This is a genomic window from Actinoallomurus acanthiterrae, from assembly GCF_054775715.1.
The window spans coordinates 12,415,362-12,428,035 of sequence record NZ_BAAHCO010000001.1; the positions used below are offsets into that span (position 1 = coordinate 12,415,362).

The 12,674-nt window shown below is 69.8% G+C and carries 16 protein-coding genes and 1 pseudogene; 7 read left to right on the forward strand and 10 right to left on the reverse strand.

Annotated elements, in window-relative coordinates:
* Positions 1-54 precede the first annotated feature (54 nt).
* The 5 genes and pseudogenes from ACYVF7_RS58590 to ACYVF7_RS58610 form a co-directional block, all read right to left on the reverse strand.
* A pseudogene (locus ACYVF7_RS58590) lies at positions 55-1,244 on the reverse strand (ATP-binding protein).
* Positions 1,245-1,451: 207 nt separating this feature from the next.
* The gene (locus tag ACYVF7_RS58595; protein WP_460357363.1) at positions 1,452-2,036 is read right to left on the reverse strand and encodes a TetR/AcrR family transcriptional regulator; all 585 of its coding nucleotides are present in this window, start codon (positions 2,034-2,036) and stop codon (positions 1,452-1,454) included.
* A 4-nt stretch (positions 2,037-2,040) separates the two neighbouring features.
* Positions 2,041-2,685 (reverse strand): maleylpyruvate isomerase family mycothiol-dependent enzyme, encoded by a 645-nt coding sequence (locus ACYVF7_RS58600; RefSeq protein WP_460357365.1) that lies wholly within the window; start codon positions 2,683-2,685, stop codon positions 2,041-2,043.
* Entirely contained in the window at positions 2,682-3,641 is a 960-nt protein-coding gene (locus ACYVF7_RS58605) for an LLM class flavin-dependent oxidoreductase (RefSeq protein WP_460357368.1), read from the reverse strand. Before ACYVF7_RS58605 ends, ACYVF7_RS58600 begins: the two co-directional genes overlap by 4 nt.
* 76 nt (positions 3,642-3,717) lie before the next feature.
* Complete coding sequence (locus ACYVF7_RS58610) at positions 3,718-4,302, reverse strand: TetR/AcrR family transcriptional regulator (RefSeq protein ID WP_460357370.1); 585 nt, start codon at positions 4,300-4,302, stop codon at positions 3,718-3,720.
* A gap of 98 nt (positions 4,303-4,400) precedes the next feature.
* Between ACYVF7_RS58610 and ACYVF7_RS58615 the strand changes: the two genes are divergently transcribed.
* The gene (locus tag ACYVF7_RS58615) at positions 4,401-5,546 is read left to right on the forward strand and encodes a zinc-dependent alcohol dehydrogenase (protein ID WP_460357373.1); all 1,146 of its coding nucleotides are present in this window, start codon (positions 4,401-4,403) and stop codon (positions 5,544-5,546) included.
* Positions 5,547-5,992: 446 nt separating this feature from the next.
* On the opposite strand, the gene ACYVF7_RS58620 is transcribed toward ACYVF7_RS58615, so the two are convergent.
* Both ACYVF7_RS58620 and ACYVF7_RS58625 read right to left on the reverse strand, forming a co-directional pair.
* Positions 5,993-6,451 (reverse strand): NAD(P)H-dependent oxidoreductase, encoded by a 459-nt coding sequence (locus ACYVF7_RS58620; protein WP_460357376.1) that lies wholly within the window; start codon positions 6,449-6,451, stop codon positions 5,993-5,995.
* A 22-nt stretch (positions 6,452-6,473) separates the two neighbouring features.
* Positions 6,474-7,466, reverse strand: coding sequence for a pirin family protein (locus ACYVF7_RS58625; RefSeq protein WP_460357379.1), 993 nt, complete (start codon positions 7,464-7,466; stop codon positions 6,474-6,476).
* Positions 7,467-7,611: 145 nt separating this feature from the next.
* Between ACYVF7_RS58625 and ACYVF7_RS58630 the strand changes: the two genes are divergently transcribed.
* Entirely contained in the window at positions 7,612-8,073 is a 462-nt protein-coding gene (locus ACYVF7_RS58630) for a MarR family winged helix-turn-helix transcriptional regulator (RefSeq protein WP_460357381.1), read from the forward strand.
* A gap of 4 nt (positions 8,074-8,077) precedes the next feature.
* Here the strand turns inward: ACYVF7_RS58630 and ACYVF7_RS58635 are convergent, their stop codons facing one another.
* Positions 8,078-8,392 carry a hypothetical protein gene (locus tag ACYVF7_RS58635; RefSeq protein WP_460357384.1) on the reverse strand — a complete coding sequence of 105 codons (315 nt, stop codon included), beginning with the start codon at positions 8,390-8,392 and terminating at the stop codon, positions 8,078-8,080.
* Between the two features lie 99 nt (positions 8,393-8,491).
* On the opposite strand from ACYVF7_RS58635, the gene ACYVF7_RS58640 reads away from it, so the two are divergent.
* Positions 8,492-9,244: a M15 family metallopeptidase gene (locus ACYVF7_RS58640; protein ID WP_460357386.1), complete on the forward strand. Its 753-nt coding sequence runs from the start codon at positions 8,492-8,494 to the stop codon at positions 9,242-9,244.
* Between the two features lie 16 nt (positions 9,245-9,260).
* Here the strand turns inward: ACYVF7_RS58640 and ACYVF7_RS58645 are convergent, their stop codons facing one another.
* Entirely contained in the window at positions 9,261-9,422 is a 162-nt protein-coding gene (locus tag ACYVF7_RS58645) for a hypothetical protein (protein ID WP_460357389.1), read from the reverse strand.
* A 127-nt stretch (positions 9,423-9,549) separates the two neighbouring features.
* A complete protein-coding gene (locus tag ACYVF7_RS58650) occupies positions 9,550-10,491 on the reverse strand; it encodes a hypothetical protein (RefSeq protein WP_460357391.1) in 942 nt (313 codons plus the stop codon).
* Between the two features lie 108 nt (positions 10,492-10,599).
* Here ACYVF7_RS58650 and ACYVF7_RS58655 point away from each other — a divergent pair, with 108 nt between their 5' ends.
* The 4 genes from ACYVF7_RS58655 (at position 10,600) to ACYVF7_RS58670 (ending at position 12,673) form a co-directional block, all read left to right on the forward strand.
* On the forward strand, positions 10,600-10,806 hold the full coding sequence (locus tag ACYVF7_RS58655; RefSeq protein WP_460357394.1) for a hypothetical protein: 207 nt from the start codon (positions 10,600-10,602) through the stop codon (positions 10,804-10,806).
* Between the two features lie 65 nt (positions 10,807-10,871).
* Complete coding sequence (locus ACYVF7_RS58660; RefSeq protein WP_460357397.1) at positions 10,872-11,210, forward strand: hypothetical protein; 339 nt, start codon at positions 10,872-10,874, stop codon at positions 11,208-11,210.
* Between the two features lie 24 nt (positions 11,211-11,234).
* A complete protein-coding gene (locus tag ACYVF7_RS58665) occupies positions 11,235-11,861 on the forward strand; it encodes a hypothetical protein (RefSeq protein WP_460357399.1) in 627 nt (208 codons plus the stop codon).
* Positions 11,862-11,959: 98 nt separating this feature from the next.
* Positions 11,960-12,673, forward strand: coding sequence for a family 16 glycoside hydrolase (locus ACYVF7_RS58670; protein ID WP_460357401.1), 714 nt, complete (start codon positions 11,960-11,962; stop codon positions 12,671-12,673).
* Position 12,674: the final 1 nt, after the last annotated feature.

The window sequence follows — 12,674 nt, forward strand, 5'->3', positions numbered from 1 at the left end:
TCTACAGCTCTCTAGGAGCATTCCAAGAGTGGGATAGACAGTGGTAGCGGAGCCTCAGACCGGCTGTGACCTGAGGAAATGGCCGAAGTGCGGGACGGTGAACGCCACCAGCCCGCGCTCCGCGCTGTAGATGAGCCCCTTCTTGATCAGACCGTCCCGGGCCGGCGAGAGGCTGGACGGCTTACGGCCCAGCTCGTCGGCGACGGTCGCGGTCAGCACCGGGTCGTCGCCCAGCGACGCCATGGCGCGCATGTAGTCACGCTCGGCCGGGGTCGCGCGTTCGTACCGGCTGCCGAAGAAGCCGACGGCCAGCTCCCCCTCCGCCTCCGGCGCCGCGACCTTGATGTCGCCGTCGTTGATCGGGCTCTCCGGCGCGATGTCCCAGGCCACCTTGCCATACGCCTGCACGAAGTACGGGTAGCCGTCCGCGGCCTCGTACAGGGCGTCGAGGGCGTCCGGGGTGAAGATCACGCCCTCGCGCTCGGCCGGGGCCAGCAGCGCCAGGTCGGCGGCCTCCCGGTCCAGCCGGTCGATGCGGGCGTACCGGAACAGGCGCTCGGAGTAGGACTTGCTCGCCGACAGCACCGCCGGCAGGTGCGGCAGCCCCGCGCCGACCACGATGAGCGGGCCGCCGTTCTGGGACAGCTCGTGGCAGGCCGCGCACAGCGCCGAGACGTCGTCGGCCGGGATGTCCTGCATCTCGTCGACGTACAGCGCGATCCCGACCCCGAGGTCGGTGGCCACCGACGCGGCGTCGACGAACAGCTCGGTCAGGTCGATCTCCAGGTCGCCGGAGTCGGCCCGGCCGCGTGCCGCGGGCACGTCGATGCCGGGGTTCCACCGGCGCGGCGCCGCCTTGCCCTTGGGCGGCTCGGCGTCGGCCTGCGCGAAGGCCTTGAGCACGCCGAGGAACTCCTCGATGCGGTCGGGCGCCCGGTGCCGTGGGGCCAGCTCGCGCACCGCCATGTGCAGGGCGGAGGCCACGGGCGGCGGATCGACTGGTCCGGCCGGGCCTCGATCTTGCCGGTGCCCCACAGCTTCTGGATCGCCATGGAGCGGAACGTGTTGAGCAGCACGGTCTTCCCCACGCCGCGCAGGCCGGTGAGGATCATGCTGCGCTCGGGACGGCCGTGCGCGACGCGTTCGAGGACCACCTCGAACTGCCGCAGCTCACGGTCGCGTCCGGTGAGCTCCGGGGGGCGCTGCCCCGCGCCGGGGGCGTACGGATTACGGACGGGGTCCACGCTCTCGGACTCTATGAGGGGATATAGCTGCGGTCGTAGATTTCCGTAGAAAGCGCTACGGCGTGTCGCGCGACGACGCGAACGGCACCGTGTCGCGCCCGGAGCGGTGAGAGTCGCCACCGGCCCCGCCTCCTCAAGACGTGCGCGGACAGGACATCGAATCTGTGTTCGAAGTCGTCCCAACGGTAGCGCACGCGGAGGGCCGCGTCAGCCGGAACCCAGCGATCCCTCGAACAAAGTATCGATGAGGTCCGACAACGAGCGCCCCATCACCACACGCCGCTCCCGGTCGGCCGCGACGACCAGCCCCGCCTGCAGCATCGCGCCGTACAGCAGGTGGGCCAGCGGCTCGGGCTCCTCGCCGGGGCGCAGCTCCCCCACGGCGGCCCGCAGCAGCCGCCGCGAGCAGTACGGGTTGTCGAAGGTGAGCGAGCGCTCCCACCCGAGCACCAGCGGCCCCTCGGTCAGCAGAATGCGCCGGACCACGGGCTCGAGACAGGAGTCGAGGAACGCGTCGACGCCCGCCTTCAGCCGCTCGACACCCCCGCCCTCGGCCTTCTCCGCCGCCGTGCGTACCCGCTCGAAGATGTCCTTCTCCACCGCCTCATGGGCCGCGCGGAACAGCTCTTCCTTGTCGGCGAAGTGGTGGTAGAGCGCGCCACGCGTCACGTCGGCCCGCCGCACGATCTCCGCGGTCGACGTGTCGGCGTAGCCCTTCTCGGTGAAGAGGGCGACGGCCGCGTCGACGAGCGCCGCGCGCGTCACCTCGCCCTGCTCCACCTTGCGACTCATAGGATCATGGTAGGTGCACGTTGACACGGGCGTCCGTCCCGAACTCCGCCGGATCGGCCCGCCCGGTCGCGACGAGTGTGAACCGCAACGGATCCCCGCGCAGCACCGGACCGCCCGCGCCGACCGCGTACTCGCCGAGCCCGTCCAGCACCAGCCGGTACGGCCCCCGGCCGAGCCGCTCCAGTTCTTCGCGCAGCCAGTCGACGCTTCCGGCGAGCCCGGGTCCGCGATCCTCGGGCCGGCCGAGCGCCGCGCGGATGTCGTCGCCGTGCACGAACGCGTCGTACCAGATCGCGTGGACGCCGTTCCCGATCGACCGGCCGGGGACCGGGCTCGGGCGGGCCCAGACGCGGTCGTTCAGGGTCTCGAGGAGCGGGATGAGGCGTCCGGCGGCCGATCGCAGTTCGGCGGCGAGATCGTCCGGGACCTTGCCTCGGAAGGCCCGCGCCTGCTCGTCCGGCGTACGCGTGCCGGCGACGCCGTTCGCGGTGTCGACCGCGTTGCCGACGACGTGACCGGCGACGTCACGGACCCGCCATCCGGTGCACCGGGTCGGGGTGTCCCACTCCTCCGCGGTCAGGCCGTCGATCAGCGCGGCGAAGACCGCGTACTGGCCGGACAGCCCGGCCACGACCTCCTCGCGGTTCATCGGACGCTCACCGACTTCCGTACGGCGTCCGCGATCTCGGCGACGGTCCCCAGGTGGGGCAGCGCGTCGAGGGACCCGACGCGGATGACGATGTGCCGGGCTCCGGCGTCGGCGTACGCGGCCAGCCGCTCGGCGCACTGCTCCGGCGTCCCGGCGACGAACGCCTGCAGCCGGGACATGTCGTCGAGGGACGCGCCGTAGTACGCCCGCACGTAGGAGTCCAGGTCGGCGCGGGCACGTGCCGGGTCGTCCTGCGGAAGGACGGTCACGTAGAGCGCGGGGGTGACCGTCGCGGGATCCCGGCCCGCCGCCGCGGCGACCTCCTCGATCTCCGCGCGCTGCCGCCCGTACTCCTCCGGCTCGGGAAGATAGGGCAGCCAGCCGTCGAAGAGCCGCCCGACGCGGTCTACCGCCCGCGGACCGGCACCGGCGAGCCAGAGCGCGGGGCCGCCCGGCCGGAAGGGGTCGGGCAGGCCGGCCAGCCCCTCGAACCGCCAGTACCGGCCCTCGAAGACGTCCGGCCGGTCGGCGCTCCACAGGGAACGCCACAGCCGTACGGTCTCCAGCAGCCGGCCGAGCCGTTCGGCGAAGGGCACGCCGGCAGCGGTGAACTCCGCCTCGGTCTGCGGATAGGGGAACCCTGCGCCCAGACCGAGCGTCAGCCGGCCCTCGCTGACCAGGTCCAGGGTCGTGATCGCGTGCGCGGCGAGCAGCGGCTGCCGCAGCGCGCCGGTCAGCGCGGCCGTGCCGACCTCGAGGGTGGTCGTCGCGGCGGCGACCGCGGACAGGAGGGTAAGCGGCTCGACGCGGGGCCGGGCCGTAAGCGAGTCCCCGGCCCAGACGGAGTCGAGGCCCAGGGCCTCCACCCGGCGGGCGAAGTCGATGAGCCGCGAGACCTGCCAGTCGCCGCTCATCGCGGCCTCACGGGTGGGAAGCAGCAAACCGATCTTGATCATGCCGCTCACCATACATACATGCAGCATGTACGTACAGGCCGCAGATCTGTACGAGCACGGTGTCGGAGAGGCCGGTTCAGCCCGTGATCGCGCTGCTGACGAGGGCCTGGAGCTGTTCGGCGGTGCGGTCGAGAGGCTCGATGCTGCGCTTGGCGCGGCACATGGCGACAGTGCCCTCGACGGCCGCGACGATGAGTGTCGCGAGCTGCGCCGCCTGCCGATCTTCGGCTCCGTGCTCCCGCAGCGAGGCGGCCAGTAGGCTCTCCCACTCGTCGAAGACCTCCGCCGCGGCCACCACGGGGGCCGGGATCTCCTCGGTCGGCGGCTCTTCGATGGAGACGGCCAGCACCGGACAGCCGGCATGGAAGTCCGTACCGAGGACGATCTTGCGCCACAGGGTGAGGAACGACCGCAGCCCCGCGACCGGCCCCGCCTGAAGGTCCGTGCGCAGTCTGCGGGCGACCGTCTCACCGGCGTAGCGGACGGCCTCGGTCGCCAGCTGCTGCTTGCCCTCGGGGAAGTAGTGATACGTGGAGCCCAGCGGCGCATTGGCGTGCTTGGCTATCTCGCGGATGCTCGTGGCGTTGAGGCCGCGCCGGCTGATCATGTCGGCGACGCCGGCCACGATCCGCTCCCGGGCCTGCGGGTCGGTCCTGGGCACGCGCACTCCCCCTGGCTATAACGACCGTCATAGTCTAGCGTGGCCCGTGTTTATGACGACTGTCATAAACGGGTCGTCGAGGGAATGAGGAGTCGCCGATGCGTGAGCTGCGGTTGCAGCGCAGCGGCCGCCTGGCCTGGCATGAGTGCGACGAGGTCACGCTGGAGGACCCAGGTGACGCGATCGTGCGCCCGTTCGTCGTCGGCCGCTGCGACGGCGACACGCTGCCGATCCACCGTCCGGTCTCGCGCGCGCTCCAGGCCGGAATCGCCCTGGGCATGGTCGACCCGGTCGTGGCGTCCATCTGCGGGCCGGTCCCCTTCAAGGGACCGTTCGCGATCGGCCACGAGTGCGTCGCCCAGGTCACCGCGGTCGGAGCCGACGTACGCGACGTACGGGTCGGGCAGACGGTCGTCGTACCCTGGGCGATCTCGTGCGGCTCGTGCGAACGGTGCCGGCGCGGCCTGACGTCCAAGTGCACCACCACGGCGCGCAGCACCCTGGCGGCGTTCGGTTTCGGGCCGGCCAGCGGTCCCTGGGGCGGCGTTATCACCGACCGGCTGCGCGTCCCGTACGCCGACCACATGCTCGTGCCCGTCCCCGACGGGGTCCCCGCCCTGCGGGTCGCGGCGGCCGGCGACAACCTCTCCGACGCCTGGCGGGCCATCGTCCCGCCCCTGGCCGACCGGGAGGGCGGATCGGTGCTGATCCTGGGCGGCGGCGCCAAGAGCATCGGCCTGTACGCCGCGGGCCTCGCCGTCACGCACGGCGCGAGCGTCGTCGACTACTTGGACGACAACCCCCGACGCCGGGACCTGGCCGAATCCTTCGGCGCGCGCACCCGGCCACTAGCCGAAAAGGGTCCGCGCCGCGGTGGCCGGACCCGGCCGGCGTACGACGTCGTCGTCGAGGCGACCTCACGCCCGGCCGGACTGCGACGGGCCGTCCACGCGCTGGCCCCGGGAGGCGTGTGCACCGCGGTCGGCTACTACCTGGCCTCCGGCACCCGGGTGCCCCTCATGCAGATGTACGCGACCGACGCGACCCTGCGCGTCGGCGTCTCTCACGCCCGCGCGACCCTGCCGACCCTGCTGGAGTTCGTCGCCCGCACCGGCTTCCCCGCCGAGCAGGTCACCAGCCTCGCGGCCGACTGGAACGACGCCCCGAGGGCGTACGCCGCCAAGACCACCAAGGTCGTGCTGCGCCGCGACCCGCTCACCTTCGACGACGAGGCCGCGCGATGAACAGCCTGCACCACGCCCACTCACCGTATTCGGATAATCACTACGCAACATGCTGCTTACACATAGAGCGCGTCTGACCGCGTCCCCTGGCCGAGGCCCCTAGAAGTCACTTCTGGGGGCCTCGCGTCGTATCGCACCCTCTCGGGCGGTGACTGAGCCGAGGCGATTCGCCGTGGATTACGAGACTCTTTTCCGCCCGGGACGGCTGCCCTCGTTCTGCGCTGTCCCGTCACACGGGAATTTTCCCGCCTGACGGCACAGCGCAGAACGAACACCCTCGCCCGTCAGTGACATTCAGGCGTTGTGTCGGATCTCGCCGCCCCCATCACACGCCATGGAAGCGGACGCGCTCATCGCGATCGATCGATTCCAAGCGGGTGAGGACAGCCCATGGCTCTACCCACAGTCGGGACCGCACCTCCGACTGACCACCTGACCAATGAAGGTCAGGACTGTGACCTGCCACGGAGGAAGGTGTCGGCTACCTCGACGGTGCGGCGGGCCTGGAACTCGATGGCGGCGCGTTCCACGTCGCCTGGCATGTCCTCGCCGTTGTTCGAGGTGTGGCTGGCGCCGTACGGGTTGCCCGCCTGGAACTGGATCGGGTCGCCGTAGCCGGGCGGCACGATGATGGAACCCCAGTGGTAGAAGGTGTTGTTCAGGGCCAGGATGGTCGACTCCTGACCGCCGTGCCGGGTGGCCGTCGCGGTGAACGACGTGCCGATCTTGTTGATCAGGCGGCCCTGTGCCCACAGCGGGCCGGTGGTGTCGAGGAACTGCTTCATCTGGGCGGCCGGCAGGCCGTACCGCGTCGGTGCGCCCAGCATGATCACGTCGGCCCACTCCAGATGACCGCGACGTTCGTCGCCATGACGATCTCCTTCGGGGTCCGGGGCGGGCCGCATCCCGCCCCGGGTGGGGGTGAGGTCAGGACAGCCGCTCGTCGGCGGCGCTGCGGTGCGGGACCTTCTCCGCGGGCACGGTGCCCATTCGGCCCGCCTGGAAATCCTCGAAGGCCTCGATGATCTCCTGGCGGGTGTTCATGACGAACGGTCCGTACCGCGCGATCGGTTCGCGGATCGGCAGGCCGCCGAGGATGAGGATCTCCCAGCCGTTCCGGCTCGTGAGGGGCTGCGAGTCGGCCGCCGTGACGGTCAGCGCGTCGCCCGCGCCGAACACGGCGAGCTGTCCCTCGTCCAGCGGGCGCCCGTCCGGGCCCGCCTGTCCGCGTCCGGAGAGCGTGTAGACGAGCGCGTTGAAGTCGCGCGGCCACGGCAGGGTCAGCCGGGCGCCTGGCGCGACGGTCGCGTGCAGGTAGGTGATCGGCGTGTACGTGACGCCCGGGCCCCTGTGGCCCGCCAGCTCACCGGCGATCACCCGCACGATGGACGAGCCGTCGTCGCTGGTCAGCAGCGCGACGTCGCGCGACTCGATGTCCTGGTAGCGCGGCGGCACCCATTTCTGGGCGCGCGGCAGGTTCACCCACAGCTGCACGCCGTGGAAGAGGCCGCCCGTGGATACCAGTTCGGGCGTGGGCTGCTCGATGTGCTGGATCCCCGCGCCCGCGGTCATCCACTGGGTGGCGCCGTCGGCGATGAGGCCGCCGCCGCCCGTGGTGTCCTGGTGCTGGAAGGCGCCGTCGATGATGTACGTCACGGTCTCGAACCCGCGGTGCGGATGCCAGGGAGTGCCCTTGGCCTCGCCCGGGGCGTACTCCACCGCGCCCATGTGGTCGAGCAGCAGGAAGGGGTCGGCGAGCGACAGGTCGATGCCGGGGAACGGGCGGCGGACCTGGAAGCCCTCCCCTTCGACGTGCTTCGCGGCGGTGACGATCTTCTTGACCGGTCGCCAGGCGGTCTCCTGTTCGGGGAGACGGGGCAGTCGGGTCAGGGTCAGCGGATCGGCGGTCACGGCGGGCATCGGAACCTCCTTGGTCGGTACGACCGAGGGAACATGATTTAAGTTTCAACTATTCCGCCGCGCCAAGCCGCCGGCACGCCGAAAGTGTCGAGTGACACCGTAACGAAGGTTTGTTGAAACTTCAATCACTATGTATGATGCAGACATGACCGAACCGCGCTGGCTCGATGCCGCACAACAGCGTGACTGGCGCGCCTACATCGAGGGCAGCGTCCGGCTGGCCGATCTCCTCGACCGGGACCTGAAGTCCAAGCACGGGCTCAGCACCGCCGAGTACGAGATCCTCGTGCGGCTGTCCGAGGCCCCCGGCCGGCGGCTGCGGATGGCCGAGCTCGCGGACTTCGCCAGCCAGTCGCGGAGCCGCCTCTCCCACACCGTGGCCCGCCTGGAGTGCAAGGGCCTCGTCGCCCGCGGCACCTGCGGCGCCGACAAGCGCGGGGTCAACGCCGAGCTCACCGACGAGGGATTCGCCCTGTTGGAGAAGGCGGCGCGCGATCACGTCACCACCGTACGGGAGTTCTTCATCGACGTCATCGACCCCGACGACCTCAAGGCCATCGGCCGGGCGTTCGGCGCCGTCACCGAGCAGGTCGCCAAGGTGCGCTGACCGGTCACGTGTTCAGCCCGGTGCAGAAGCCGAGCGAGAACAGCGTCATGAAGGTCCAGCCGCACATGAGCCCGACGCCGTACAACCGGGTGAACCCCGTCATCTTCCAGGCGAGGAAGCCGCCGAGGCCGAACGCCAGCAGGAGCAGCGCCAGCGCCTGGGACAGCAGGCTGAAATTCTTGCCGCCCATGATGTTCATCTCGAACGCGGAGTACATCATGATCGAGTCGACGAGGATGAAGGTGCCGAGCCCGCTTCCCACCGCGGTGATCTCGCGCATCCCGAGTGGCGGTCGCCGCTTGTCGCCTGTTTCCGTCATGATCGGTCCTCGGGGATCGGCTGGCCGGGCCGTAGCGGCAGCGTAGTTCTCCTGGTGATTTGGGACGAAGCATCGGCGGCCGCATGTAATCCTTCCGTTATGGAAAGCCTCACCCTGGCCGCCGTCCTGGGTGGCACGGCCCTGGCCCTTTCGGCCTGCGGCGGGAGTTCGTCGGGCTCGGCCGAACCACCGGCCACCCCGGCGACGTCGCCGGCCTCATCGACCCAGGCCACCGGCACCCAAGCGCCTTCGCCATCCGCCACCAAGGCGTCGGCGAAACCGCAGGCCTTCACCGCGAAGATCACGAAGATTCCGTCGCGCGCGACGGTGAAATACTCCTGGCACTCCGGCTGCCCGGTCGGGATCGACGGACTCCGGCTGATCCAGATGACCTACTGGGGCATGGACCACAAGCAGCACGACGGCGAGATGATCGTCAATGCCCGTGTCGCCCCGAAGATCGTGACCGTCTTCCACAAGCTGTACGACGAGCGCTATCCGATCCGGCGCATGGAACTCGTCGACAAGTACAAGGGCAGCGACTTCGACTCGATCGAGGCCGACAACACCTCGGCGTTCAACTGCCGCAACGCGACCGGGTCCAGCAACTGGTCACAGCACGCCTACGGGCTCGCCGTCGACCTGAACACCTGCGAGAACCCCTACGTCCACCCGAACGGCCACATCGAGCATCCGGCCTGCGTGAAGTACGGGAACCGCAAGCGTACGGATCCCGGTGTGATCCACTCGGGTGACAAGGTGGTCCGCGCGTTCCGGTCGATCGGCTGGGGCTGGGGAGGCTCCTGGGGCGGGCCCTGGGACTTCCAGCACTTCTCCGCGAGCGGCCGCTGACGCGTGGCGCTCGTCGTCAGACGACGAGGAACGCGACCACCACGATGACCACCAGCAGCACGACCGCACCGCCGATGATCAGTCCGGTGTTCGGACCGGACGACGCGGACTCTCCCTGGCTCTGGAACGCCCGGAACTGCTGGGTGCTCCCCGCGGGGTCCTGTTCGTTTTTCGCCATGCACGTGACGATAGTGGAGGTTCGGCGAGATGGACCGGATCTTTTCCCACATCGGACAGACCGCGAGCCCCGCACGCCAGGTGTGCGGGGCTCGCGGGGTCGGCTCACTTCTTGAAGCGGGGCCGGGTCACTTCTTGAACGCCCAGAGGACCCGATGGTCGGCCGCGTAGATCACCAGGTTGCCGTCATCCTGCACCGCCAGCGACGCGCCGGCGTTGTTCGAGGTGTTGGAGTACCAGAGCGGCTTGCCGGCCGCGCTGTAGACGACCCAGTTGCCGTCCGTCTGCATGACGCTGTACACGCCGGTGCCGTGGGTCTTCGTGCTCCACAGCGCCGCCTTGCCCTTGTACAGCGCCACGTTGCCGTCGGTCTGCTGGAACAGCGAGTAGACGCCGTTCGGCGAGCGCACCCCGTCGCCGGTGCGCAGGCTCTGCCCGGGGCCGAGGATCCCGTTGTACAGGTGCCGTGACCACAGCGCCTTGTTGTTCTTGCCGTAGATGACCAGGTTGCCGTCGGTCTGGACAGCGAGGAACGCGCCGGGGTGCCCGGCGGTGTTGGAGTACCAGAGCGGCTTGCGGTCCTTGCCGTAGACGACGAGGTTGCCGTCCGTCTGCATGAGGGTGTACGCCCCTGGGTGCCGCCCCGTGATGGTGCTCCACAGGGCCTTCTTGCCCTGGTAGAGCACGAGGTTGCCGTCCGTCTGCATGAGCAGCGTGTACCGGCCGTTGGTCGACTTCACCGCCTGGCCGGCCTTCAGCGAGTAGCCCGGCTGGAGGCTGCCGATGCTGATGGACCGCGTCCAGAGCGCCTTCTTCGCCTTGCTGTAGATGACCAGGTTGCCGTCATTCTGGACGGCGAGGAACGCCCCCGGGTGACGGCCGGTGCCGGAGTTCCACAGGGCCTTCTTGGCCTTGCTGTAGACGACGAGGTTGCCGTCCGTCTGCATCGCCGCGAAAGCCCCGGGATGCTTCCCCGTCACGCTGCTCCACAGCGCCTTCTTGCCCTTGTACAGGACCAGGTTGCCGTCGGCCTGCTGGAGCAGCGCGTACTTCTTGTTCGGCGAGCGCACGTACTGCCCCGCCTTGAGGATCTGCCCGCCCTTGAGGATGCCGGGGACGCGCTTGGCCGCGCGGCCGCGAGCGCCTGCTCGCCCGGCGCGGTCGCGGAGCCATCGGCGGTGTTCGCGGCCGAGGACTGCGGCCGGGACGCCGAGACGTTCTTCGTGTTGGGATGGGAATCGCCGGTCATCGCCCAGGCGGCGATCGAAAGCGACGTCGCCGCGGCGGCCACGCCCGCGACCGTCGCCACGCGCTTGATGCTCGTCAAGATGAAGCTCCCCGTTTCACAGAATCACCGCATGTGCGGTGATGACGGGGGAGCCTAAAGGCAGCATCCGCGCGATGTCTCGTCGCTTCACAGCACCACGAAATGTCGCATAACGTCGCACGGGTGGGCAGATCGGGATTGCGTGCTGAAACAGCGCGGGGGACGGCGTACGACGCCCCCTCCAGCGTCCTGCTGCTGCAGCTGCTCGGCGAACTCGGCCCGGGCAACCAGTACCTCATCGTGGACCGGCTCGACTCCGCCGACGCCGGGCACTACATGCAGGTCTACCGTGAGACCGACGGGACGTTCGCCGTGGAGTACCGCGAAGGCACGGCGGACCGGCACTTCGAGGCCGTCGCCGTCGACCTGCGGCAGGTCCACGAGGTCCTCACCGCCTGGGCGGCCGACGCCCCGGGGTGGCGCGACGCGTTCGACTGGCGGCACTGGCCGGCGGACGGCTGACGCCTTCGTGTCGGGAGGTCGCGCATGATCACACCGGAGGAGCTCTCGCGGCTGGACCCGCGCGAGCGCGCCGCCCTGATCCGCGCACTGGTCGCCCTGGACCGCCGGACGGACCCGCTGGCCGATCCACATCTCCGCGTCCGCCGGCGGCGCGGCCTCACCTTCCTGCTGACCTGCTGCGTCTTCCTGATCCCGTGGATCGTCTTCCTCGCCCTCACGTTGCCCGTCCGGTACACGGCGGGGCAGTGGCAGGCCGCGTGGACCGGCTTCGACATCGCCCTGCTGCTCGCCCTGGCGGCCACGGCGTGGGCGATCTGGCGGAAACGGCAACTGGCGATCGTCGGCGCCATCGTCACCGGAACGCTGCTGCTCTGCGACGCCTGGTTCGACATCATGCTGAGCTGGGGCGGGCCCGATCTCTGGACGGCCGTCCTCACCGCGGCGCTCGGCGAGCTGCCGCTGGCGACGCTCCTCTTCCTGGCCGCACGGCAGTTCATCCACCACACCGTGCGGGTCGCGTGGGCCCGGCTGGGAATGGAAGGACCGGCACCGCCCTTCCGCCGGGTGCGGTTGTTCACGCTGCTCGACGAGATGGAACTCGAACTCGAACGGCGAGGCGACGACCTTGACTCGCCCCGCCCCCCGTCCTAACGTCGGGGTGAAAAGGTTTTCCTAGCGACTGACCCCTGGCAGTCCTCCGATGCCGTACGGCGACCGCAGTCGTACGGCCGCAAAGGAGGTCAGCGGTCATGTTCCAGCGCTCACTCGGAGCCCTCATCCTGGGGCTCGCACTGCTCCTGGCGGGCGTCGCCGCACCGGCGGCGAGAGCCACCGCCGATCCCAACCCGTACGGCGATCCGAACCTCGTCTCGATGTTCGACGGCAAGACCCTCGACGGCTGGACGCCCCACAAGGCCGCCGGCTGGACCGTCAAGAACGGCGCCATCCACGGCACCGGCACCGCAGGCCGCGGCTGGATCTACTACGACAAGACCCAGGCCGGCGACTTCCGGTGGATCTTCAACGTCCGCCAGGTGAAGGGCGACCACGCCCCCACGGTGCTCATCTGGGGCACGACCGACCCGATCCGCGACGCTCTCAGCGCCATCCAGTTCCAGCCGCCGAACGGCGGCCACTGGGACTACCGCCCCGGGCACAACGACGGCGGCGGCAGCCTCTTCACGAAGTACGACCACCCGAAGTGGGACGTCAAGAAGTGGAGCCAGTGCGAGATCGTCGCCACCCAGGCGACCGGGGTGGCACGGATGGCCTGCTGCCCCCTGAAGTCGGACGCGGCCACCTGTAAGGCCGTCGAGGTCCTGAAATTCACCGACAAGACCGCCGGGCGCGTGGGGCCCCTCGCCATCCAGATCCACAACAGCGGCATCCAGGACGAGTACAAGAGCCTCTACCTCGAGTCTCCCGTTGTGACGAAGCCGGGCGACTTCATCACCACCGGGTAGG

Coding starts and splice junctions, on each gene's coding strand:
- ACYVF7_RS58595 (WP_460357363.1), bottom strand. CDS start 2,036: ATGAGTCGCAAGGTGGAGCAGGGCGAGGTGACGCGCGCGGCGCTCGTC.
- ACYVF7_RS58600 (WP_460357365.1), bottom strand. CDS start 2,685: ATGAACCGCGAGGAGGTCGTGGCCGGGCTGTCCGGCCAGTACGCGGTC.
- ACYVF7_RS58605 (WP_460357368.1), bottom strand. CDS start 3,641: ATGATCAAGATCGGTTTGCTGCTTCCCACCCGTGAGGCCGCGATGAGC.
- ACYVF7_RS58615 (WP_460357373.1), top strand. CDS start 4,401: ATGCGTGAGCTGCGGTTGCAGCGCAGCGGCCGCCTGGCCTGGCATGAG.
- ACYVF7_RS58620 (WP_460357376.1), bottom strand. CDS start 6,451: ATGCGGCCCGCCCCGGACCCCGAAGGAGATCGTCATGGCGACGAACGT.
- ACYVF7_RS58625 (WP_460357379.1), bottom strand. CDS start 7,466: ATGCCCGCCGTGACCGCCGATCCGCTGACCCTGACCCGACTGCCCCGT.
- ACYVF7_RS58630 (WP_460357381.1), top strand. CDS start 7,612: ATGACCGAACCGCGCTGGCTCGATGCCGCACAACAGCGTGACTGGCGC.
- ACYVF7_RS58635 (WP_460357384.1), bottom strand. CDS start 8,392: ATGACGGAAACAGGCGACAAGCGGCGACCGCCACTCGGGATGCGCGAG.
- ACYVF7_RS58640 (WP_460357386.1), top strand. CDS start 8,492: ATGGAAAGCCTCACCCTGGCCGCCGTCCTGGGTGGCACGGCCCTGGCC.
- ACYVF7_RS58645 (WP_460357389.1), bottom strand. CDS start 9,422: ATGGCGAAAAACGAACAGGACCCCGCGGGGAGCACCCAGCAGTTCCGG.
- ACYVF7_RS58665 (WP_460357399.1), top strand. CDS start 11,235: ATGATCACACCGGAGGAGCTCTCGCGGCTGGACCCGCGCGAGCGCGCC.
- ACYVF7_RS58670 (WP_460357401.1), top strand. CDS start 11,960: ATGTTCCAGCGCTCACTCGGAGCCCTCATCCTGGGGCTCGCACTGCTC.